The 20,047-nt window shown below is 67.5% G+C and carries 19 protein-coding genes; 15 read left to right on the top strand and 4 right to left on the bottom strand.

The window, feature by feature from the left end; all coding sequences use genetic code 11:
* Window positions 1–2: 2 nt before the first annotated feature.
* On the bottom strand, window positions 3–956 hold the full coding sequence (locus IEJ02_RS41335; protein WP_191069483.1) for an STM4015 family protein: 954 nt from the start codon (window positions 954–956) through the stop codon (window positions 3–5).
* Between the two features lie 277 nt (window positions 957–1,233).
* Here IEJ02_RS41335 and IEJ02_RS41330 point away from each other — a divergent pair, with 277 nt between their 5' ends.
* The 14 genes from IEJ02_RS41330 to IEJ02_RS41265 all read left to right on the top strand — a co-directional run bounded on the left by IEJ02_RS41330 (window position 1,234) and on the right by IEJ02_RS41265 (window position 14,009).
* Window positions 1,234–1,560 (top strand): DUF8820 family protein, encoded by a 327-nt coding sequence (locus IEJ02_RS41330; protein ID WP_137980257.1) that lies wholly within the window; start codon window positions 1,234–1,236, stop codon window positions 1,558–1,560.
* Between the two features lie 72 nt (window positions 1,561–1,632).
* Window positions 1,633–2,757: a DUF6745 domain-containing protein gene (locus tag IEJ02_RS41325; RefSeq protein ID WP_191069496.1), complete on the top strand. Its 1,125-nt coding sequence runs from the start codon at window positions 1,633–1,635 to the stop codon at window positions 2,755–2,757.
* A 159-nt stretch (window positions 2,758–2,916) separates the two neighbouring features.
* Window positions 2,917–3,819: a glycoside hydrolase family 19 protein gene (locus IEJ02_RS41320; protein ID WP_137980258.1), complete on the top strand. Its 903-nt coding sequence runs from the start codon at window positions 2,917–2,919 to the stop codon at window positions 3,817–3,819.
* A gap of 70 nt (window positions 3,820–3,889) precedes the next feature.
* Window positions 3,890–4,030, top strand: a complete 141-nt coding sequence (locus IEJ02_RS41315) for a hypothetical protein (RefSeq protein ID WP_191069482.1) — start codon at window positions 3,890–3,892, stop codon at window positions 4,028–4,030.
* Between the two features lie 379 nt (window positions 4,031–4,409).
* The gene (locus tag IEJ02_RS51220; RefSeq protein ID WP_370467209.1) at window positions 4,410–4,925 is read left to right on the top strand and encodes a GNAT family N-acetyltransferase; all 516 of its coding nucleotides are present in this window, start codon (window positions 4,410–4,412) and stop codon (window positions 4,923–4,925) included.
* A complete protein-coding gene (locus tag IEJ02_RS41305) occupies window positions 4,922–6,181 on the top strand; it encodes an MBL fold metallo-hydrolase (protein WP_191069481.1) in 1,260 nt (419 codons plus the stop codon). The genes IEJ02_RS51220 and IEJ02_RS41305 overlap by 4 nt, the downstream gene beginning before the upstream one ends.
* A gap of 219 nt (window positions 6,182–6,400) precedes the next feature.
* Window positions 6,401–7,270, top strand: a complete 870-nt coding sequence (locus IEJ02_RS41300; protein WP_191069480.1) for a chitosanase — start codon at window positions 6,401–6,403, stop codon at window positions 7,268–7,270.
* A gap of 21 nt (window positions 7,271–7,291) precedes the next feature.
* A complete protein-coding gene (locus IEJ02_RS41295; RefSeq protein WP_223865302.1) occupies window positions 7,292–8,878 on the top strand; it encodes a recombinase family protein in 1,587 nt (528 codons plus the stop codon).
* Between the two features lie 587 nt (window positions 8,879–9,465).
* Window positions 9,466–9,762 (top strand): hypothetical protein, encoded by a 297-nt coding sequence (locus tag IEJ02_RS41290; RefSeq protein ID WP_191069479.1) that lies wholly within the window; start codon window positions 9,466–9,468, stop codon window positions 9,760–9,762.
* A gap of 14 nt (window positions 9,763–9,776) precedes the next feature.
* A complete protein-coding gene (locus IEJ02_RS41285; RefSeq protein ID WP_191069478.1) occupies window positions 9,777–11,219 on the top strand; it encodes a DNA primase family protein in 1,443 nt (480 codons plus the stop codon).
* Between the two features lie 372 nt (window positions 11,220–11,591).
* Entirely contained in the window at window positions 11,592–11,894 is a 303-nt protein-coding gene (locus IEJ02_RS41280) for a hypothetical protein (RefSeq protein ID WP_191069477.1), read from the top strand.
* 427 nt (window positions 11,895–12,321) lie between these two features.
* Complete coding sequence (locus tag IEJ02_RS41275) at window positions 12,322–12,489, top strand: hypothetical protein (RefSeq protein ID WP_191069476.1); 168 nt, start codon at window positions 12,322–12,324, stop codon at window positions 12,487–12,489.
* 142 nt (window positions 12,490–12,631) lie between these two features.
* On the top strand, window positions 12,632–12,982 hold the full coding sequence (locus IEJ02_RS41270) for a hypothetical protein (protein WP_191069475.1): 351 nt from the start codon (window positions 12,632–12,634) through the stop codon (window positions 12,980–12,982).
* A gap of 193 nt (window positions 12,983–13,175) precedes the next feature.
* A complete protein-coding gene (locus IEJ02_RS41265) occupies window positions 13,176–14,009 on the top strand; it encodes a phage major capsid protein (protein WP_191069474.1) in 834 nt (277 codons plus the stop codon).
* 494 nt (window positions 14,010–14,503) lie between these two features.
* On the opposite strand, the gene IEJ02_RS41260 is transcribed toward IEJ02_RS41265, so the two are convergent.
* Complete coding sequence (locus IEJ02_RS41260; protein WP_191069473.1) at window positions 14,504–15,472, bottom strand: NsdA family TPR-like regulatory protein; 969 nt, start codon at window positions 15,470–15,472, stop codon at window positions 14,504–14,506.
* A 1,392-nt stretch (window positions 15,473–16,864) separates the two neighbouring features.
* Between IEJ02_RS41260 and IEJ02_RS41255 the strand changes: the two genes are divergently transcribed.
* Complete coding sequence (locus tag IEJ02_RS41255) at window positions 16,865–17,590, top strand: alpha/beta fold hydrolase (RefSeq protein ID WP_191069472.1); 726 nt, start codon at window positions 16,865–16,867, stop codon at window positions 17,588–17,590.
* 73 nt (window positions 17,591–17,663) lie between these two features.
* Here IEJ02_RS41255 and IEJ02_RS41250 read toward each other — a convergent pair whose 3' ends face one another.
* Together IEJ02_RS41250 and eat are read right to left on the bottom strand one after the other, a co-directional pair.
* Complete coding sequence (locus IEJ02_RS41250; RefSeq protein ID WP_191069471.1) at window positions 17,664–18,356, bottom strand: gamma-glutamyl-gamma-aminobutyrate hydrolase family protein; 693 nt, start codon at window positions 18,354–18,356, stop codon at window positions 17,664–17,666.
* A 153-nt stretch (window positions 18,357–18,509) separates the two neighbouring features.
* Complete coding sequence (gene eat / locus IEJ02_RS41245) at window positions 18,510–20,009, bottom strand: ethanolamine permease (protein WP_191069470.1); 1,500 nt, start codon at window positions 20,007–20,009, stop codon at window positions 18,510–18,512.
* Window positions 20,010–20,047 lie beyond the last annotated feature (38 nt).

Below are 20,047 nucleotides of genomic sequence, written 5' to 3'. Positions count from 1 at the left end.
CATCACTCGGAGACGGCCGTGTAGCGGAACACTTCGCCCTCGTCCTCGTCCTGGTCGCCCTTCTCGGACATCACGACCTTCACCCCGGACGGCTCCAGGGCCTCCCGCAGCCGCTGCTCCATGGGCGCGGAGAAGAAGTTGTGGTCCAGATCGATCCACTTCAGATGGGTCAGCGGCTGGCCGTCGAGCAGCGCCGCCGCGCCCTCGTCGCCGAGCACGCCCATGGACAGGTCGAGGCATTCGAGCTGGGCGACCACGGGGGCCGCCGCCATGGCGGCCGCGATCTCGTCCTGGATCTCGCTGTTCTGCACGCCCAGGTGGCGCAGGGCGGGGAACCGGCCGCCGCTCAGGATCGGGGCCAGGTCGGCGACGGTGGTGTCGCCCCCGTACTCCTCCACGCCGAGCCACATATCCAGGCGCTCGAGCGCGGGAAGGTCGCTGGCGGCGACCCCGCGCACCACCGCGCCGGGCAGCCCGCCGGTCTCGAAGCGGAGCGTACGCAGGCCGGCGTGGCCGACGGCGGGGAAGGACAGCCCGCTCCCACCGCGTATGCCCAGCTCGCGCAGGCCGGGGTAGGCGTGGAGGACCGGTGTCACATCGGACTGCTGGATCCAGGAGATCTCCGACTCCTCCGCGGTGATGTCGCCGATGAACACCGCCTCCAACGAGGTCAGCCGGTCCTTGGCCATGACGAGCTGCTCGATGGCGTCGTCGGCGTCGCCGTCGTAGGTCTCGCCCCACATACCGATGATCAGCGCTCGCACCCGCGCGGGGGCCACCGTGGTGAGGAAGCGCTGGAAACGCCCGTCGAAGCCGCCCTCCTCCTCGTCGATATAGGGGTTGTAGGAGATCCGCCAGGCGACGGTGTCCGTCTCGGGCAGCACGACTTCCTGGCCGGGCGTGGGGAAGTCGAACGCGGGAAGACCGTGCAGTTCTTCCAGGTGGTAGACCGACATGAGCGGTATCTCCTGATGTGTTCGCGTGGGCGTGCCTGATTCCGAATGGCGTGCGAAGAGTTGTACCAAGCGCCACCGACAGCCGCCCCGGCGGGCGTTGGCGAAGGGCGCCCCACGCCGGGCGCCCCACGCCGGGCGCCCCACGACGCCGCCGGACCGCGCGTGCTCGCCGGGCTGCCGGACGGCGTTGTCGGTGCCTCCCCCTAACGTCATGACCATCGACCGGACCCCGCGGGGCGCGGTGGGTCCAACAGGGCTGCGGCGAAAGGGAATTGGCATGTACCGACAGGGCGACGTCCTGATCGTTCCGGTGGCCGCGGAGGCGCTGCCGCGGGGCATCGACGCGCTGCCGCGGCAGCCGAGGGACGGGCGGGGCCGGCTGGTGCTGGCGCTCGGCGAGGTGACCGGGCACGCCCATGCGGTGGTCGGACCGGGCACGCTGGTGCGCGAATCGGGCCCGTTCGGCGTCTCGTACCTCCATCTCCCCGACGGCGGGCGGGTGGTGCACGAGGAGCACGCGGCGATACCGCTGCCCAAGGGCTGGTACCGCGTGGTGCGCCAGCGGGAGTACGTGCCGGGCGCCGTGCGCGTCGTGGCGGACTGACAGCGGGGGAGCGGAGCGATGACGACGGCAACGGCGAAGGCGATGGCGATGGCGACAGCGGTGGAGAACGGCATGAGCGGTGTGGACGCGCTCGCGGACGAGGACCGGGCGGCGCACTGGCGCACGGTCGCCGCCGCCACCGGCCCGGCCGACCGCGAGGCGGCCGAGGCGGGCCTCCGCCGCGCCTATGAGCGGGCCGGGCTCACCGCGCCCGAGCGGATCGTGTGGGCCGGTTCCCCGCTGGCGGCCACGGCGGCCGCGATGCTGCTGACCGGGCAGGAGGAGCGGCTGCCCCGGGAGGTCGCCGAGCGGGCGGCGGACACGCTGCGGGCGGCCGGGGTCGAGCCGGTCGCGGGCGGCGTGGGCGCATCGGTGCGGGAGGCCGTGCGCACCCACCCGTGGGCGCGCGCCAGGCAGCGGCTGCACGACGCCCTGGGCCCGGCCGGCTGGGCCGGGCGGTGGGCGCTCGCGGCGGCGCCGCTGTGGGAGGTCACCCGCGCCCTCACCGAGCGCGTCCGCACCGGGGTCGTCGAGGCCCTGGCGCCGGACCCGGACTCGAGCCGGGGGACGGCCGTCCGGCTCGCCCTGCTGGACGCGGTGCTGGGCCAGCACGACGCGCCCTGGCTGGCCGCCGTGGCGGACGGGACGGAGTCCGACCCGCTGGCCGGCCTCGCCGCGGTCGCCCGCGCCGCCGGATGGTGGTGGCCGTATGAGAAGGCCGTGATCGTGGCGGAGCGCCCGGTCGAACTGCACCGCGACGAGGCGGGCCGTCTCGACCGCGGCGACGGTCCCGCGCTCGCCTTCCCCGACGGCTTCGCGCTGTACGCCTGGCGGGGCATGCCGGTGCCCGCGGCCTTCCTCCAGGAGCTCGGCGAGCTGACCCCGGACCGCATCCGCGAGGAGGAGAACGCGGAGCTGCGCCGGGTGATGCTGGAGCACTACGGATACGAGCGCTATCTCGACGAGTCCGGGGCGCGGCCGGTGCACCGCGACGAGACCGGCGTCCTGTGGCGCATCGAGCTGGACGGGGACGAGCCGGTGGCGATGGTCGAGGTGGTCAACTCCACGCCGGAGCCGGACGGTACGCACCGCACGTACTGGCTGCGCGTGCCGCCCCGGGTCCGGACCGCCCGCGAGGGCGTCGCCTGGACCTTCGGGGTGGACGCCGACACCTACCGCCCCGAGCGCGAGACCTGATTCCAGGTCAGATCACCTTCGTACGCCCGGAATCGCTCCAAGGCGGCCCGTTTACTCATCCCGGCACAAAGGTTTGGTCTATACCTTGACTGGTATAGACCAAGCCGCTTGAGTGTCCCTCAAAGTTCCAGGGCCCCCCACACGAAGGAGATCGGCCCCATGTGGAGACGACGTGTTCTGGCGCCGCTCGCGGCGACCGCGGCGGTGTGCGCGAGTGTGCTTGTCATGCCCATGGCCTCAGCCTCGGCGGCGGGCACGACCGCCCAGGCGGCCTGCGACTACCCGAACTGGGTGGCGGGCAAGCCGTACGTCACCGGTGACATCGTCCGGTACACCGACGGCAAGTACTACCGCGCCGAGCACGACAACCCGGGCTATGACCCGGTGATCAGCACCTGGTACTGGGAGCCCTACAACTGCGGCTCCGATGGCCAGAACCCGAGCGGCTTCGTGGTGAGCGAGGCGCAGTTCAACCAGATGTTCCCGAACCGGAACTCGTTCTACACCTACCAGGGGCTGACCGCCGCCCTGAGCGCCTACCCCGGCTTCGCCAACACCGGCAGCGATACCGTCAAGAAGCAGGAGGCGGCCGCCTTCCTGGCGAACGTCAACCACGAGACCGGCGGCCTGGTCCACATCGTGGAGCAGAACACCTCCAACTACCCGCACTACTGCGACTGGAACCAGCCCTACGGCTGCCCCGCGGGCCAGGCGGCGTACTACGGCCGCGGGCCGATCCAGCTCAGCTGGAACTTCAACTACAAGGCCGCGGGCGACGCGCTCGGCATCGATCTGCTCGGCAACCCCTGGCTGGTGGAGCGGGACGCCGCGGTGTCCTGGAAGACCGCCCTGTGGTTCTGGAACACCCAGCGGGGGGCCGGTTCCATGACCCCGCACGACGCCATGGTCAACCAGCGCGGTTTCGGCGAGACCATCCGCGCGATCAACGGCAGCCTGGAGTGCAACGGCGGCAACCCCGGTCAGGTGCAGAGCCGAATAGACGCCTACCAGCGGTTCGTCCAGATACTCGGCACCACCCCCGGCTCCAACCTGAGCTGCTGACCGGCCGACGCTGAACGATCGCCGCTGACCGGCGCTGAGCGGCCGTCCGGTCGGAAGCGAGGAAATTGAGGTGCGCCGCTCCGCCGCCGCACGCCAGCCTGGTGGTGGCGGGCAGCGGCAGAGCGGCGATCAGTCGCCGGTCTACGGCTGGTGGGCCGGGGAGGGCCCGGTGGAGGGCGCGTTCCTGTGCACCCCGCCCTACCGTTCCTGAGCAGTGCGCGGGAGTGATCCCGGGCACTGGCACGCCCCGAACGGTTTTGGGTGTGCTGGTCCCCGGCGTACTCGACCCCGGGGCGGTGACACGGATCCTGTCCGTGGTCCGGTCCCGGGAGGCCAGTTCCCTGCGCGACCTGGCCTATGGGCTCGGCCAGAGGCGACAGGGAGGCCCTGAACCATCACTCCGGTGGAGCAGGGGCCCCGCACGCCGACACCGAACCCGGCGTCCCAGATCGCGACTTCACGCTACTCCGGCCCGCAAGGAACACCGCAACCCCGGCAACCCACCATCACACGATCGAGCTAAAACGACCTCACGCTCACTCCTCGGTCAGCAGCTGGCACCCCCGCTACTCTCTCCCCTGTCCGGCGAGGTGGCCCGGGAGCCCGCCCGCACCCTCGCCCGGGACGGCGAGCGGCTGATCACCTGGTGCGAGGGGTTCGCCCGCGAGACCGCCGCGCTGATGGACGACGTCGCGGCGCAGGTGGACGACAAGCTCGGCCATGACGGGATCACGGTGTGGGAGCTCGACGGCCGGCCGGTGGCCTGCGCCGGGATCAGCCGTACGATCGCCGACATGGCCCGGGTCGCCCTGGTCTACACCCCGCCCGAGCTGCGCGGACGCGGCTACGCGGGCGCCGCCACGGCCGCCGTGAGCCGGGCCGCGCGGGCCGCCGGGGTGAAGGAGGTCCTGCTCTTCGCCGATCTCGACAACCTCACCAGCAACGCCCTCTACCAGCGCCTCGGTTACCGCCCGGTGGGGACCATCGGGTGCTGTCCTTCTCCGCCTCCGCGGAACAAGGTCACCCCTCGTAAGAGTTGTGTCATTGCAGCCCAACGGCACCGCGCGTTGGAGTGCCCCCGCCCTCTCACCCTGGAGGCCCCGTGACCGGCTCCCATCCGACACGTTCCCGGCTCACCGCCGCCCTGCGCCCCGCCGCCTTCGGTGCGGATCCCAGCGGGGAGCGGATGGAGCGCATCCGACGGTCGCCGAACTTCGCGAACGGTGTGTTCGTCAACCCGGTGGGGGCCCGCACCGCCCCGTCCGGTTCGATGCTGAAGTTCGCGTCCACCTACTTCCGCAAGGAGGAGCGCGTCCGCCGGGCCCCGGCCGGGACCGTGCCGGTGCACCCCACCACCGTCGCCGATCTCGCCACCCCGCCCGCCTCCGGGCTGCGGCTGACCTGGATGGGGCACTCCAGCGTGCTCGCGGAGATCGACGGGCGGCGGGTGCTGTTCGACCCCGTCTGGGGCCGGCGCTGTTCGCCCTTCTCGATGGTGGGGCCCAAGCGGTTGCACCCGGTGCCGGTGCCGCTGCGGGAGCTGGGGCCGGTGGACGCGGTGGTGATCTCCCATGACCACTACGACCATCTGGACATGCCCACGATCCGGGCGCTGGTGCGGAGCCACGCGATGTTCGTCGTCCCGCTCGGGGTGGGGGCTCATCTGGAGCGCTGGGGCGTCCCGGCCGAGCGGATGACCGAGCTGGACTGGCACGAGTCCACCGAGGTCGCCGGGCTCACGCTCACCGCCACCCCCGCCCGCCACTTCTGCGGGCGCGGGCTGCGCAACACCCAGCACACCCTGTGGGCCTCCTGGGTGGTGGCCGGTTCCGGGCGCCGGATCTACCACAGCGGGGACACCGGCTACTTCTCAGGTTTCGCGGAGATCGGCGCGGCGTACGGGCCGTTCGACGCGACCATGATCCAGATCGGTGCCTACTCCGACTACTGGCCGGACATCCACATGACCCCCGAGGAGGGCATGCGGGCCCATCTCGATCTCCAGGGCGGGGACCCGGCGCGGGGGATCATGCTGCCGATCCACTGGGGCACCTTCAACCTCGCCCCGCATCCGTGGGAGGAGCCCGCCGAGGGCACGGTGAGGGCGGCCAAGGAAGCCGGGGCGACCGTGGCCGTTCCGCGTCCCGGCCAGCCCTTCGAGCCGGAGCACGGGCTGCCGCTGGAGCCGTGGTGGCGGGCGATCGCGGCACGGCCGGTGACGGAGCTGCCGGCCGCGGCCGAGGGCGCGGCCGAGCCGGCCGTTCCCGCCGGACCGTCCGGTGCGGGGGCTTCGGGGGCGGCCGGAAAGCGCCCCGGGGCGACCGGCGGCGCGGACCCCGCGATGCCCATCCCCCAGCCGTAGCACCGGAGTTGGGAGCCGCCTCCCGAGGCGGTACGGCACGGGTTGCTTCTTTGTCGAATGGCGCTGAATGGCGTCGAAACCCTTGTGGTGGACACGACGCGCTCGCTTGAATGGTTAGGAAAGGTTCCTAACGGATCGCCTCAGGGTCCGGGGCTGCCCCGGTGCGCCCTGGGGCGGTCGTGCGCACTTCCCCCACAGTCGACAAGGAACGGAGTCCCCATGTCCCCCCTGCACAGGAGGATCGGCCTCGCGGCCGTGGCCGTCGCGGTACCGGCCGCGCTCGTCTTCACCGGCGTCGGGGTCGGGCAGGCGTCCGACCACCTGCCGTCCTCGTCGGACGCGCGCCACACCCACTCGGCACACAAGGCCGCGGCGGCGAGCAGCCTGGACGACCCGGCGAAGAAGGAGATCGCCATGAAGCTGGTCTCCAGCGCCGAGAACTCCTCGCTCGACTGGCGCGCCCAGTTCAAGTACATCGAGGACATAGGCGACGGCCGCGGCTACACCGCGGGCATCATCGGATTCTGCTCCGGCACCGGCGACATGCTGGAACTCGTCGAGTACTACACCCAGCAGAAGCCCGGCAACGTCCTGGCCAAGTACCTCCCCGCGCTGCGCGAGGTCAACGGAAGCGACTCCCACGACGGCCTGGACCCGAACTTCACCAAGGACTGGAAGAAGGTCGCCGCCGACAAGGCGTTCCAGGACGCCCAGGAGCACGAGCGCGACCGCGTCTACTTCAACCCGGCCGTCAAGCAGGGCAAGGGCGACGGCCTGGGCGCGCTCGGCCAGTTCATCTACTACGACGCGATCGTGATGCACGGCCCCGGCGACAGCAAGTACAGCTTCGGTGGCATCCGTAAGACCGCGCTGTCCAAGGCCAAGTCCCCGGCGCAGGGCGGCAATGAGACCACCTACCTCAACGCCTTCCTCGACGCCCGTAAGGAGGCCATGAAGAGCGAGGAGGCGCACAGCGACACCAGCCGGGTCGACACCGAGCAGCGGAAGTTCCTCAACGAGAAGAACTTCGACCTGACGCCGCCGCTCAAGTGGAAGGTCTACGGCGACTCATACACTCTCGAAAACTAGTTCTGCCGAGAGCGGAGGCGCATGACACCAACACCGCAGCTCAGGGCGCTAGCAGTCATCCGGCTGAGTGTCTTGACGGACGAAACAACAAGCCCTGCCCGACAGCGCGCGGCCATCGATGCCGCTGCTGCGTCCCTGGGTGCGGTCGTTGGTGACCGCGTGGCGGAAGATCTTGACGTCAGCGCAAGCAAGACTGCTCCGGCCGACCGTCCCGAGCTAGGTCCGTGGCTGGCCCGGCCGGACGAGTTCGATGTGCTGGCCGCATGGCGGTTCGACCGTGTGATCAGGTCGATGGGAGACATGTTCTGGCTGGCGCAGTGGGCCACCGAACACCGGAAACTGATCGTGTTCGCCGAGGGAATCGGCGGAGGTGGTCAGATGTCATTCGACTTCCGCAATCCCATGGATCCGCTGGCAAAGTTCCTGCTGGCTGTTTTCGCGTTTGCCGCAGAAGTCGAGGCCACTAACATCCGGGACCGTGTGATCGGCGCTCAAGCGGCCATGCGGCAGATGCCGTTGCGCTTCCGGGGCGGCCACGTACCGTACGGATACGACGTGGTGGACTTGGAGGGGGGTGGCAAGACCCTCGCCCCTAATGGTCACTGCGTGTCCGTGATCGAATCAATGATCAAATGGCTACAGGCCAAGAAGACACGCGCCGGAATAGCGCGACTGCTGGAAGAGGCCGAAGAGCCTTCCCCGCGAGACTTCAAGGCGGATCGGCGGGGTAAGTCACGCGGGGGCAAGACGGGAACCGCAAAGGGCCGTAAGTCCGAGGTGCACGAGCAGTTCAAATGGACGGGCACTACGGTCGAACGACTGTTGCGCAGCGAGCACCTCATGGGCTGGAAGATGTACAAGGGCAATCCCGTACGGGACGCCGACGGAAACCCCGTTATGGCCACGGATAAGCCGATACTGACACGCGCTGAATTCGACGCGGTACAGGCGCTGTTGGACGACACTTCAATGCCGTTCGTGGAGCGCAGCGATAACAACGCACTACTGTTCCACGTGATGTACTGCGCCGGATGCGACACGCATATGTATCTGGATCAAGGCAAGTACGTGTGCCGTGCGGACCTTCGGGGTATCGACTGTCCCGCGCCGACCACCGTCAAGGCCGAATGGCTGGACGAGTGGGCTACGAAGGAGTTCCTTGACCGGGTGGGTCCGCTACGCGTGGTGACGGTCATCGAGGTAGCCGGGTACGATCCAGGGCCCGAACTGGAGGACGTGCGGGCGGAGTACCGGGAACACCTGGACCAGCGCGGCAAACAGCGCTCCAAGACGGCGCAGGAAGAATGGCAGCGCCACGCAGACAAGCTCGACGCGCGCATGGCCGAGCTGGAGTCGCGGGAGGCCATACCGGCGCACCGGAAGACCAGTACATCCGACCGCACGTACGCCGACGACTGGAACGCCAAGGACGTCTCCGGTAAGCGGGCCATGATGCTGGACGCGGGGGCGCGCGTGGTGCTCCGTAAAGGAACCAAAGGCGGCTGGCGCTCGCTCGACACATCGCGCGTGAGCATGACCATCGATGGCCCGCTCAATGAGGCCATAGAGGAGCTTGCGGCGCTGCGGTCGTCCCTTGCGGATGGGTGACGTACATGTCGCGGAGGTCGCGGTTCTGAGCGCCTGTCAGGCCCCGTCCGGGAACTCTCCCGGGCGGGGCCGCTTCGTGCCCGCAGACGGCCACAGAGGGCGTTGGGGACGCGACCCGTGCGGGCAGCGCCGGACGCGAGCCGACAGCGCACAGAGCGGGGCGCGAACCAAAACGTCACTGAGGTGCCTCTTACTGCGGTCGCCTGACCAGCAATAATGACGCTAGTGACGAATTCCAAAGGAATTGGGGTCTCCATGTACATGTAGACCGACCCCGGACGCCCATCGTCATCGTCACTAACGTCACTAGCCCAGCCTTCCCGCCACCGGCCCGCATCTTCGCTGACACCAGACAACCCGCCGGGTACTTAAAGGGTGACGAAAGGGTTTGACCCTCTCCGCTCCGCGTGAGTCGCCGTTTGATTTAGCAGCGCGGTCCCATGAACGCCCCGGCACCGGGGCCCTAATACGGTGCTCTCTCCCAACCCCCTTCATCGGGTTGAGGTCTCTTCGCTTGCTTGGCGGCTCCGGCGATGAGATCTCCCCGATGAAGGGGGTTTCCTCTTTTCTCTATGGAGTCGCCACCAATGAACGGATATGAGCACTACCAGCGCGCTGAAGAACTGATCGCTGAGGCCACCGAAACGCGCCCCAATGCGGCAGGGATTCCGATATGCACCGTAAGCAGTGAGCGGGAAACCCTACTCGTTAGCCGCGCTCAGGTACACGCCACGCTCGCACTCGCAGCCGCGCAGGCAGACGCGACTCGGTTCAAGCGGGACCTTTACGAGGGCAACGGGGAAGAGCCCCCGGGCACCAGAAAGGCACGCACCGAGGCGAAGAGTATGCGCCTTGCCGAATCCGCCGCTGCTTTCCTCGATTGATTCCGGAGCCACGTATGAATCACTTCGATGAGAGCTACTGGGATAAGCAGCGTGTGCGACTGGACGTCAGCGACGAAGTACGGCACGTCCATTTCGCCAAGTTCGTTGCCGACCACTGTGCCCACCGGCTGAAGTACGTAGAGCACGTCGGCTGGTACCGCTGGAACGGCTGCGTATGGGAAGCGACCGGCGACAACGGCGCAGCCATGCAAGCCATCACGGATGCTGTGGCTGTGCTGGCAAAGCGCATCGTAGATGCCCCGGGGGACACCTCTTGGGCCTCAGCCGCGATGAGTAAGATGCTCGTCAACTTTCAGCGAAAGGCCATCGTCGCTGAGATGGCGGTGCTGCGAGAGTTTCACGCCAGTGTGGACGACATGGACGCACAGCGGCACTTGCTGACGTTCAAGAACGGGACTGTAGACCTACGGACGGGAGAACTCAGGCCACACGATCCCGCCGACATGCTGACGCAATGTGCACGCGTTGATTACGCGTCGGACGCTGAATGCCCGCGCTGGCTGCGTTTCGTAGAAGAGATCTTCCCCGGTGACGAAGAGCTACAGAGCTACTTTCAGGCCTTCCTGGGTTACTGCGTAACTGGGGAAGTCCGAGAGCATGCGCTAGGGGTCTGGTACGGCGCACACGGCCGTAATGGCAAGGGGACCACAGTCCGCACCATGCAAAAGGTGTTCGGCCCTGAGATCATCCGCGAAGTAGAGTTCTCCATGTTCGAGAACGTACGCGGGCAGGCTCCGCACACTGAGCAGATTGCAGGCTTGCGCGGGGCTCGAATGGTCGTCGCTCAGGAAGGCAACCTCGGAACACCGATGAATACCGCGCTGTTGAAGAACTTCAGCGGTGGGGACCGGGTCAGCACACGCCACCTCATGGGTAAGGTGTTCTCCTTCGAGCCGACGTTTACGATCGTGCTCGCAACGAATCACCTACCGGAATTCGCTTCGGGCGGTGCTGCGCTGTGGGCACGGACTAAGGCCGTGCTATTCGGCGAGTCGTTCGCCAATCGGCGTGATCCCGACCTAGAGCCGACAATTCAAGGTCCCGAGGCAGCGGGAGTAGCCGCGTGGGTCGTCAAGGGAGCTATGCGCTACTACGCAGACGGGCTCCGGGACACGCTCAGCGTCATTGCTGCGACAGAGCACCACAAGGACGCCGTAGACCCCCTCAAGGAGCTTGTGGGCGAACTCTTCGACTACTGCGAGGGTGCAGAAGTCGGACGCTCTACGTTCAACGCTGAGCTGAAGATTTGGCGTGACAACAACGGCGACAACTCGGCTAAGTTCTCCCCTTCATCCGTGAAGCGCCACCTGCGCGACAGCGGAAAGGTCGAGGAGGTTCGCCGCGCTGGCAAGGGATGGGTCTACACCGGTATCCGGCTGATGAGCGACCCTTTGCCCGCTGATGGACCTGGGATATTCGGCACGGCCGGAGCCTGACCCACAGCGGGACGGACCGCGCGAGCGTGGCATGTCAAAAAAAGTGACATCTGAGAAGACCCTCTATACGCGTATTGGGGGTCTCTACAGATGTCAGAAAAATTGACATGCCCCGCTTGCACGCCTTCCCGCGCTGTACCGCGCACCAGTGCCATCCGCATGGGCTACCCAGGGCCACCCACAGCGCTGCCCCCGCGCACGCACAGAGTCGCCCCCCCCGCTTCCAATGGTCCACCCCAGCACGGGAGTTGGGCACTCATGCGGTATCCCGCTGTGCGGCCACGTGGTGGCGCGTGGTGGCCACGTGGGAGCCGCTGTGTAGCCCGTGCGGATGACGACAGGACCACACCACAGACGAGGGAGCGAGCACCGATGTACCGCAGCGAGAGACGAGATGCGATCAACTTTGAGAATGATGTACGCGCGGAATGGCGGTCACCCATCATCGGCGCTCTGATGCATGTACTCGCGCCGTCCGATGAGAACGCGTGCGTATCAATTCTCGATGTTGCACATGCTGTATGGCGATATCTCGGCACCCATGAGCGCGGGAATTCACCCAAGCAATCCGAGATTCGCTGTGCACTGCGCGCCGCTGGTGTGCGTGTCGCTCGGCCGAACGTGTCGGCACCGACCATGGTCTACGGCGTGAACATTGTTGAATCATCGCGCTGACCTGCGCTGATGCCCACAGCCCCCCAGGGGGGTGCCTCCCTCCCCCCGGGCCTCAGGGCCCCCGGAAGGGGCTGTGGTTCCCCATACGTACAAGTCTGGGGATCTGAGCCGTAACACGCGCTCATATGGGCTATCTGACGGCCTTTCGTGGACGTGACGGCCTGATCTGGTCAAACGGCAGCCCAATCGCTCAGAAAGCCTCTGTAGCCGTTACACACATCGGAGTCTCACGGTCATGTACCAGCGCCACACGTCCTGTGCGCGCCCGGGATGCACCCGCGAATTGCCAAATTCCCGCCGCAAAGACCGCCGCTATTGCTCTGGCGCATGCCGACAATCGGCCTATCGACAGCGCCTACACGCTGATCCGTGAATTAGGCGCGTCTACAACAAACTACCCACATCAGACTTTCTTAGGGAGCCACCTATGAACGTGATCGATCCCGCTGCCGTCGCCGCGTTGCGCGGAAAGCCCATCACGCTGGCCACCCAGCACGAACTCATCGAAGATATGGACGGCCAGCCAATAGGCATGGTCGCTATCGAGTGGTCCGGCATCTTCACTGGCATTGGGGGTCCCGATGTCCGCCGCTGACAACGCCCCTCAGGGCCCCGTTGAAGCCCCCGCAAGCGATGCTGTGGCCACCACCCCGGGAAACGCTGCCGAGGCCGCCACAGGGGCGCCTGAGGGCACGAATAAGCCAGCATCGAGGAACGCTGAGGCGGCTAGGTGGCGAGTGACAGCGCGAGAGGCTGAGGCCGAACGCGACGAACTGCGCACCAAGTTGGATGCTTTCCTGCGTGCCGACGCCGAGCGAATCGCCGCTGAGTTCCTGGCTGTGCCCGCTGATCTCTTCGACGTCGCTGGAGCAACCCTTGCTGACGTCTTGGACGACGACGGCCGAGTCAGCGCGGACAAGATCAAGGAACTCGCCGACGCTGCCGTTAAGGAACGCCCGGGGCTCGCTGCGCCCGGAATGACACCGGGGCTGTTCGGTGCTTACGGTCCGAGCCTCCATGGCGCGCAAGGGGCAACCGGCGCATTCGCTAAGCCTGCCCCGTCCTGGGCTACCGCGCTGCGCGGTTAGTCCTTCCCGAATACGGGCCCGTTGTATTCCACCGACAACGGGCCCTTTGCATGACCAGGTGGAACCAGCGATAGGCAGAGGGGCGTAGGACGCGCTGCCATTTCGCGCTGTTTGTGCTGCCAGGCGTAGCACCCAGAGGGGCCAGGCTGCCCCCGGGATCAATCACTACTTCGATCCCGAACGGAAACCAAGCATGACCATGTTCAACTCGGCCAACGCGGCCATTCTCCCCCCGGAGTACGGGAAGCTCGTTATCGAGCCGATGACCGCCGCGTCGGTCGCAATGCAGGTGGCTACCGTCGTCCCGACGTCTGCCGCTGAGTTCCACTTTCCGCGCGTGACTTCCGACGTCACGGCGGGATGGACCGCCGAGGGTGCGGCTATCACCCCCTCGGACGCCGACACTGACGCGTACGTAGTCACTCCCAAGAAGCTCGCTTCGCTCACCACGCTGAGCAATGAGCTTGTGAACGACTCGTCTCCCGCTGCGCTTCAGCTTGTCGGCGATTCCATTGCCCGCGAAATGGCGCGCAAGCTGGACGCCGCGTTCTTCGGCAATCTCGGCGGTAACGCTCCGGCTGGTCTGGAGTCGCTTACGGGCCTCATCGTCGTGGATTCCGGCGCGGGCTACACCAACGCTGACCCCTTCACTGACGCTGTCATGGAGGTGGAAGCATCCGGCGGCAACGTGACGTCGTTCGTCACCGACCCCGCCACGGCGCGGACCCTGGCCAAGCTGAAGCAAGCCAGCGGCAGCAACATCCCGCTGATTACCCCGGACCTGGCTGCCCCGAGTGGTCGCGTTCTTCTCGGCCGTCCGCTGTACGTCAGCGCTGCGGTTACGGCGGGCACGGTGTGGGCTATCAGCAAGGCTGACGTGTTCGTTGTCCTGCGCAACGGCGTTGAAATCGCCGTGGACAAGTCCAGCGCGTTCGCCTCTGACAGCACGCAGATTCGCGGTATTCTCCGCGCGGCTCCCGCGTTTCCGCGACTGGACAGCGTGGCGAAGATTTACGATGCCGCGTAAAGGCTGTACAGCGCTGAATACGTCTAGGGTGTAGCTGTACACAATGCCCCCGCCTATTCGCCATCCATGGTGTCTAGGTAGGGGCGTTTGTGTTTACAGGCGCTGTCTATTTACATCCGCGCTACGCTATCCGCGCTGTATAGGCTTTATATCCGAGCCGGCTGACTGGACCGTATTGGACTAGACCACTTGGCTTGGTCTGTGTTTACACGCCCCGCAGTCTGCGCTGATAGGGCCGGACCGGGAATCTGCGCATCTCCCGCTGTAAAGCATTCGCGCATTTACGGCGGGGTGCATGGGCATCGCGGGTGCATAGGTGTTCGGAGGGTGTAAACGGCGAACATGAAAGCCCCCGCGCTCCGATAGGGAACGCGGGGGCCGACTGGTGTGCAGATCTAGGCCGTGTGGAATGCCTCGGTCTTTACAGCGGAAACGAAGGATGTTCAGTTATTCACTGTAAATGCGAGTGCGGGACCGTTGGGGCCTTCTGTGCTTTACGCCGCCGCTACCGCCCGGCGAAGCGCATCCTTGTGTTCCCACGTCCACGGCGCGTCTCTGAGATCATCCGGCAGGCCAGCAAGACCGGTCCGCAAGTGGTCGGCGGCTTCGCTGTACCGCCCCAGCGAGAGAACACAGATTCCCATATTCAGTCGGTTGAAGTTGGGCGTGAGCCAGTAGGCAGTCTCTGGCGGAGGAAGGGCGGCGGCTTCGTCCATGAGCCTTTCCGCGTCTTCCGCCATACGTAGCGCGGAATCTTTCTCGTGCATTTCGGCAAGCCCACCCGCTGCCTGGAGGTAGTCCCCGATTCGCTGTGCCGGATGGGCCCCGGGTGTGTTTGCTGCGGCTCCAAACCAGCGGGCAATACCCTGGGGTCTTCCTTGTTGCCGGGCAAGATAGCCCTTGAAGTTCAGTGCTTGTGCCGCAAGCGTGCCGTCTCCGATTTCATCGGCAAGCTCAACAGCCTCGTTCAACAGCCTTACCGCTTCGCTGTCTTCGCGTGTCTGCGCATGAAGCCATCCGGCGAACTGGATCCACTCTGACGCCACTTCGGCTAGCCGGTCCCTATGCGGTCCCCGGGCAGCACGAAGCATGCGGATAATCTCCTTCATCTGCGCCATGGTCGCGGGAATCACGGACTTCGGCTGTGCCGTGTCGTCAAGACGGCGATACGCGGCCAACACTCCGGCAAGAGCGTCCACAGTTCCAGCGTCCAGCCGGGAAGGATTGGCAGCGCTTTTGGCAACCCGGTCGGTGTCGTCATCACTGAGGATTATTCCGGCTAGTGCTCCGCCAGCCCCGACAAGGGAATCAAGCGCTGCCGCAAGGTTATTCGATGGTTTTTGCTTCCCATTGAGCACACGCGACAGATAGGCGGGGTCGTAGTTCAGCGCACGTGCCGCAGCCTTCATTGAATAGCCGTTGTCCCGAAGTGCCCTACGGGCAAGATCAGCAAAGTCACGCATCGTGAACCTCTGTGGGTTGACCAGTGGTCTCTCCAGAGTAGTCAACCCTGGTCAACTCCCGTGTGAGCATTGCGGGTCGGAGCATGGGCCGATGCAAGGACCCCCGCAACCGCGCTGCGAGCGGTCCGGGGGCATGGCCACGCTGCGAAGGAGCGCGACACATGGAGGCTACCCGCCTACGTCTACTGCCATGGCCGGGGCCGAACGGCAAACCCGCGTACACACCAGACGACAGCCCTGACAGCCGGGTTGCTCGGAAGGCAGACCAGATCGAAGCCGTGCAAACGGCCACAGCGGAGGCTGTCCTGTCGCTGTCGCTGGGCATGTTAGACGCGGGTTTTCCTGTCGAGCCTGACGAGTGCGTGTACGTGATGCGACGGCTCACGGAGTGCCTGAGGGACATGCTCCGAATTGCGGAGTCCCGGGGCGGCCGACTCCCGGCCCCGAATCCGCTGGAACCTGAGGTGGAGCGCGTACTAGAGGGCAAGTCCCCGGAGGCCACGTCATGAGCCGACGCAAGGAGCCAACGCCGATCACCGCTCCCCTGCCTGAGGGCTGGACGTATTTCCGCTCTGAGGTGGAGCCAGTGCCGGGGGGCCAGTTGCCCCAGTGGTACGCCACAGCGCCGTACCACATTCCCCGCCTCCCGGAGGTGGAGGGCAGGGGCAAGCTGGATCAGACCGTGAGTGCGCCCACATGGGCCGAACTTCACCGCTTGGTCGATGAGCAGGTGCAGCAATACCGCGCGCTGATGCCATGAGCGCCGACCCGTTCGCGGGGACGCCGTACGAGGGGGCGCGGGAGGGGTGGTGGACGAAGTACGGCGGGGCCCAGGATCCCGTCTCTGGCGTCGTTCATATCCCGGCGGGGGCCGACCTCCCGCCGTGCCCGTATCCGTGCGCGCACTGCCGCCGGAAGGGACTACAGCCACAGATAGGGAGCGACATGGGGAAGCCACAGATAGAGCGACCGATCGACATGCGTGGAGACCATGAGTGGTTCCCGGGGACCATCGGAGACGATCTGATGACTGTGCACAAGTTCAGCGTCACGCCAATGGTTCCCCGGTGTGGTGCCGAAGTCTCCGAGCGCCGAGACGTCTCCCGATGGCAGCGCGTAGTGAACTGTCCCGTCTGCCTGGCTGCTGCTGACTGATCACCGCGCGGCCACTCGGCCGGAGCGGACATCGGCCCCGTCCGTGCGCTTCCCCCGTGGCGCCGGACGGGGGCTTTTTGGGCGGATTCTCAGAAGTAGTAGTCAGGCATGTACGGCGACCCGTACGAGATCACCTCCTGACCGCCGCGCCGGCCCCCGCTTGCTAAGCGGGACACTGTCCCATATCGTCAATCGGGACAGTGTCCCGTTTATTTGGCGTGGGGATGGAGTAGAGCCATGTCGACATATCTGCTGGTGCACGGAGCTTGGCACAGTGGGCAGTGCTGGGAGCGGGTGGTCCCGCTGCTGACGGCGGCCGGACACCGGGTCGTGGCGCCGACGCTGACCGGCTACGGCGACACCGCGCATCTGCTCGGCCCCGAGGTGGGGCTCGATACGCATGTCGACGACATCGTCCGGCTGATCACCGAAGAGGACCTCACCGATGTGGTGCTCGTCGGGCACAGCTACGCCGGGCTGGTCATCTCGTCCGCGGCCAACCAGGTCCCGGAGCGGATCGGGCAGCTGGTCTATCTCGACGCGATGGTCCCGGAGGACGGCGAGAGCGCGGCCGATGTCATGCCCTTCGCCCAGGCCATGATCGACCAGGCCCTGGCGTCCGAGAGCGGCTGGCGGATTCCGCCCCTGGTCGGAATGGAGCCGTCCGCGGATCTGTTCGGGGTCACCGACCCGGCGGACGTGGCGTGGCTGCGGTCGATGCTGTCGGATCAGTCGGTGCGCTGCCTCCAGCAGCCGGTCCGGCTGGACAACCCGGCCGTGAACGCGATACCGCGGACCCACATCCACTGCGTCGCCAATGTGCCGGAGGGCATCACCCGGCGGCCCGTCCCCGCGATCCAGCCCAACGGCACCCCGGCACAGGTGTGGGAGCTGGAGACCGGCCACGACTGCATGATCACCATGCCCGCCGAACTCACCGAACTGCTGCTCAAGCTCGGCTGAGCCGGCCTCGCCGCGGGTTGGCCTCGCCGCGGCCCGGCCCGCCGCGGCCCGGCCCGTCCCGGCCGACGCCGTCTCAGCCCGACGCCGCCTCCACCAGGGCGCGCATGATCCGTACGTCGTCGCCCGCCTCCGGATGCCACTGGACGCCCAGCGCGAACGCCTCCGCGTCCGGCAGCTCCACCGCCTCCACCGTTCCGTCGTCCGTGGCGTGGGCCGAGGGGATCAGGCCCTTGCCCAGGTGGGCGACGGACTGGTGGTGGAAGGTGGGGACGGACACCGGCTCCGGGAGGATCCCGGCGAGGAGCGTGCCCGGGACCGGCTTCACCTGGTGGTGGTCGAAGACGCCGGGCGGGCCCGCGTGGCCGTCCAGGTGCTGGACGAGGGTGCCGCCGAGGGAGACGTTCAGGAGCTGGTGGCCGCGGCAGATGCCCAGCAGGGGAGTGCCCGAGGCCAGGGCCGCGTCGATCAGGGCCAGCTCCCAGGCGTCCCGCTCCCGCGCGGGCGGCCCGGTGCGCGGCTCCACCTCGGCCCCGTACCGGGCCGGTTCCACATCCGGGCCGCCGGAGATGACGAGCCCGTCGAGGCGGGAGACGACGCTCGCGGCGGCGGCCGGGTCCTCGTCCGGTGGCAGCATCGCCGCGAGGCCGCCCGCGCGCTGGACGAGCAGGTGGTAGCCCGAGGGCAGCAGCGCGGCGGGCAGGTTCCACACGCCCCAGCTCGCCGAGGGTTCGAGATAGGTGCTGACGCCGATCAGGGGCTTGGACACCGGGGACTCCGATCTTCGTGGACCTGCTCGGTCGCGGGACGGTTCTCGGCCATGGGACGGCTCACCTTCGCGGGACGGCCGAGGGACGGCCGAGGGGCGGTCGAGGGACGGCCGAAGGGCGGTCGCGGACGGTTCTCCGCCGGGGGAATGGTCTCAGTCGCGGGACAGTTCCGCCTCGGCCTCCGCCAGTGCCGCGAACTCCTCCTCCGGCGCCGCCGCGACCAGGCGGTGGCGGCTGTAGAAGGCGAAGTAGGCCAGCGCCACCGCGTAGACGCCGAGCGCGATGAAGGCCGCGTCCTTGTCCACCAGGAAGGTGGCCACCAGCGCGGAGCAGGCCAGGACGAAGGCGAGGGACGACGTCACCGTGCCGCCGGGGGTGCGGTAAGGACGCTCCAGGCCCGGTTCGCGGCGGCGCAGGACGATGTGCGAGAGCGACATCAGGGCGTACGAGATGGTGGCGCCGAAGACCGCCGTGTTGAGCATCCGGGCGCCGTCGCCGGTCCACGCCGCGAGGGCGAAGCCGATGGCGCCCGGGACCAGCAGGCCCAGGAAGGGGGCCTTGCGGCTGCTGGTCAGCGAGAGGAAGCGGGGCAGATAGCCGGCCCGGGAGAGCGCGAACAGCTGGCGCGAACCGGCGAAGATCAGGGAGAAGAAGGAGGCCACGAGCCCGGCGAGCCCCGCGTAGTTGACGATGCGGGACAGCACGGTGGCCTCGCCGTCCGGCTGCAGCGCCTCCACCAGCGGGTTGCCCGCGTCCTGCACGGCGCTCGGGCCGCGCGCCCCCGTCGCCGCGAGGAAGGTGAGCAGGGCGAGGAGCAGCAGGATGCCCATGGACCAGGCCATGGCCTTCGGCAGCGTACGGGCCGGGTCCCGGGTCTCCTCGGCCGCCAGCGGCACCCCCTCCACCCCCAGGAAGAACCACATGCCGAAGGGGAACGCCGACCAGATGCCGAGCAGCCCGAACGGCAGCCAGGAGCTCGCGCCGAAGGAGGAGTGGTCCGCCGGGATGTCGTTGAGCGAGCCCGCGTCGAAGTCGGTGAGGGCGCCCACGGCGAAGACCAGCAGCGCGGCGACGGCGATGGCGGTCACGACCAGGCTGAACCGCAGGGCCTCGCCCACGCCCCACAGATGGATGCCGATGAAGATGACGAAGCACGCCAGGTAGACCGGCCAGCCGGACTCCAGGCCGAAGAGCCCGAGCGATTCGACGTAGTCGCCGATGAAGATGGAGATGGCGGCGGGCGCCAGGACGTACTCGATGAGGATCGCCGTGCCGGTGAGGAAGCCGCCCCAGGGGCCGAGGGCGCGCCGCGCGAAGCCGTAGCCGCCGCCCGCGGTGGGGAGGATCGCGGCCAGCTCCGCCAGGGCGAACACCATGCAGGCGTACATCAGGCCCATCAGCAGCGCGGCGATGGCGAGACCGCCGAAGCCGCCCTCCGCCAGGCCGAAGTTCCAGCCCGAGAAGTCGCCGGAGACGACATAGGCGACGCCGAGGCCGGTCAGCAGCAGGGGGCCCGCGCTGCCGCGCCGCAGGGTGCGGCGCTCCAGGTACGCGTCCTCCGGGGAGGGTGCCGCCGGGCCGCCGCCCGGCGGCGCGCCGCCGACGGAGGCGCTGGCGGATTCGGTGCGGGCGGACTCGGTACCGTCGGCCATGGGGGACACTCCTGCTCCACACGAGGGGGCGATGGCAA

It is taken from the genome of Streptomyces sp. 5-10 (genome assembly GCF_014712245.1).
GTDB lineage: Bacteria > Actinomycetota > Actinomycetes > Streptomycetales > Streptomycetaceae > Streptomyces > Streptomyces violaceusniger.
This window is presented reverse-complemented; position numbering and strand designations above follow the sequence as displayed.

Coding starts and splice junctions, on each gene's coding strand:
- IEJ02_RS41335 (WP_191069483.1), bottom strand. CDS start 956: ATGTCGGTCTACCACCTGGAAGAACTGCACGGTCTTCCCGCGTTCGAC.
- IEJ02_RS41330 (WP_137980257.1), top strand. CDS start 1,234: ATGTACCGACAGGGCGACGTCCTGATCGTTCCGGTGGCCGCGGAGGCG.
- IEJ02_RS41325 (WP_191069496.1), top strand. CDS start 1,633: ATGAGCGGTGTGGACGCGCTCGCGGACGAGGACCGGGCGGCGCACTGG.
- IEJ02_RS41320 (WP_137980258.1), top strand. CDS start 2,917: ATGTGGAGACGACGTGTTCTGGCGCCGCTCGCGGCGACCGCGGCGGTG.
- IEJ02_RS41300 (WP_191069480.1), top strand. CDS start 6,401: ATGTCCCCCCTGCACAGGAGGATCGGCCTCGCGGCCGTGGCCGTCGCG.
- IEJ02_RS41295 (WP_223865302.1), top strand. CDS start 7,292: ATGACACCAACACCGCAGCTCAGGGCGCTAGCAGTCATCCGGCTGAGT.
- IEJ02_RS41290 (WP_191069479.1), top strand. CDS start 9,466: ATGAACGGATATGAGCACTACCAGCGCGCTGAAGAACTGATCGCTGAG.
- IEJ02_RS41285 (WP_191069478.1), top strand. CDS start 9,777: ATGAATCACTTCGATGAGAGCTACTGGGATAAGCAGCGTGTGCGACTG.
- IEJ02_RS41280 (WP_191069477.1), top strand. CDS start 11,592: ATGTACCGCAGCGAGAGACGAGATGCGATCAACTTTGAGAATGATGTA.
- IEJ02_RS41275 (WP_191069476.1), top strand. CDS start 12,322: ATGAACGTGATCGATCCCGCTGCCGTCGCCGCGTTGCGCGGAAAGCCC.
- IEJ02_RS41265 (WP_191069474.1), top strand. CDS start 13,176: ATGACCATGTTCAACTCGGCCAACGCGGCCATTCTCCCCCCGGAGTAC.
- IEJ02_RS41260 (WP_191069473.1), bottom strand. CDS start 15,472: ATGCGTGACTTTGCTGATCTTGCCCGTAGGGCACTTCGGGACAACGGC.
- IEJ02_RS41255 (WP_191069472.1), top strand. CDS start 16,865: ATGTCGACATATCTGCTGGTGCACGGAGCTTGGCACAGTGGGCAGTGC.
- eat (WP_191069470.1), bottom strand. CDS start 20,009: ATGGCCGACGGTACCGAGTCCGCCCGCACCGAATCCGCCAGCGCCTCC.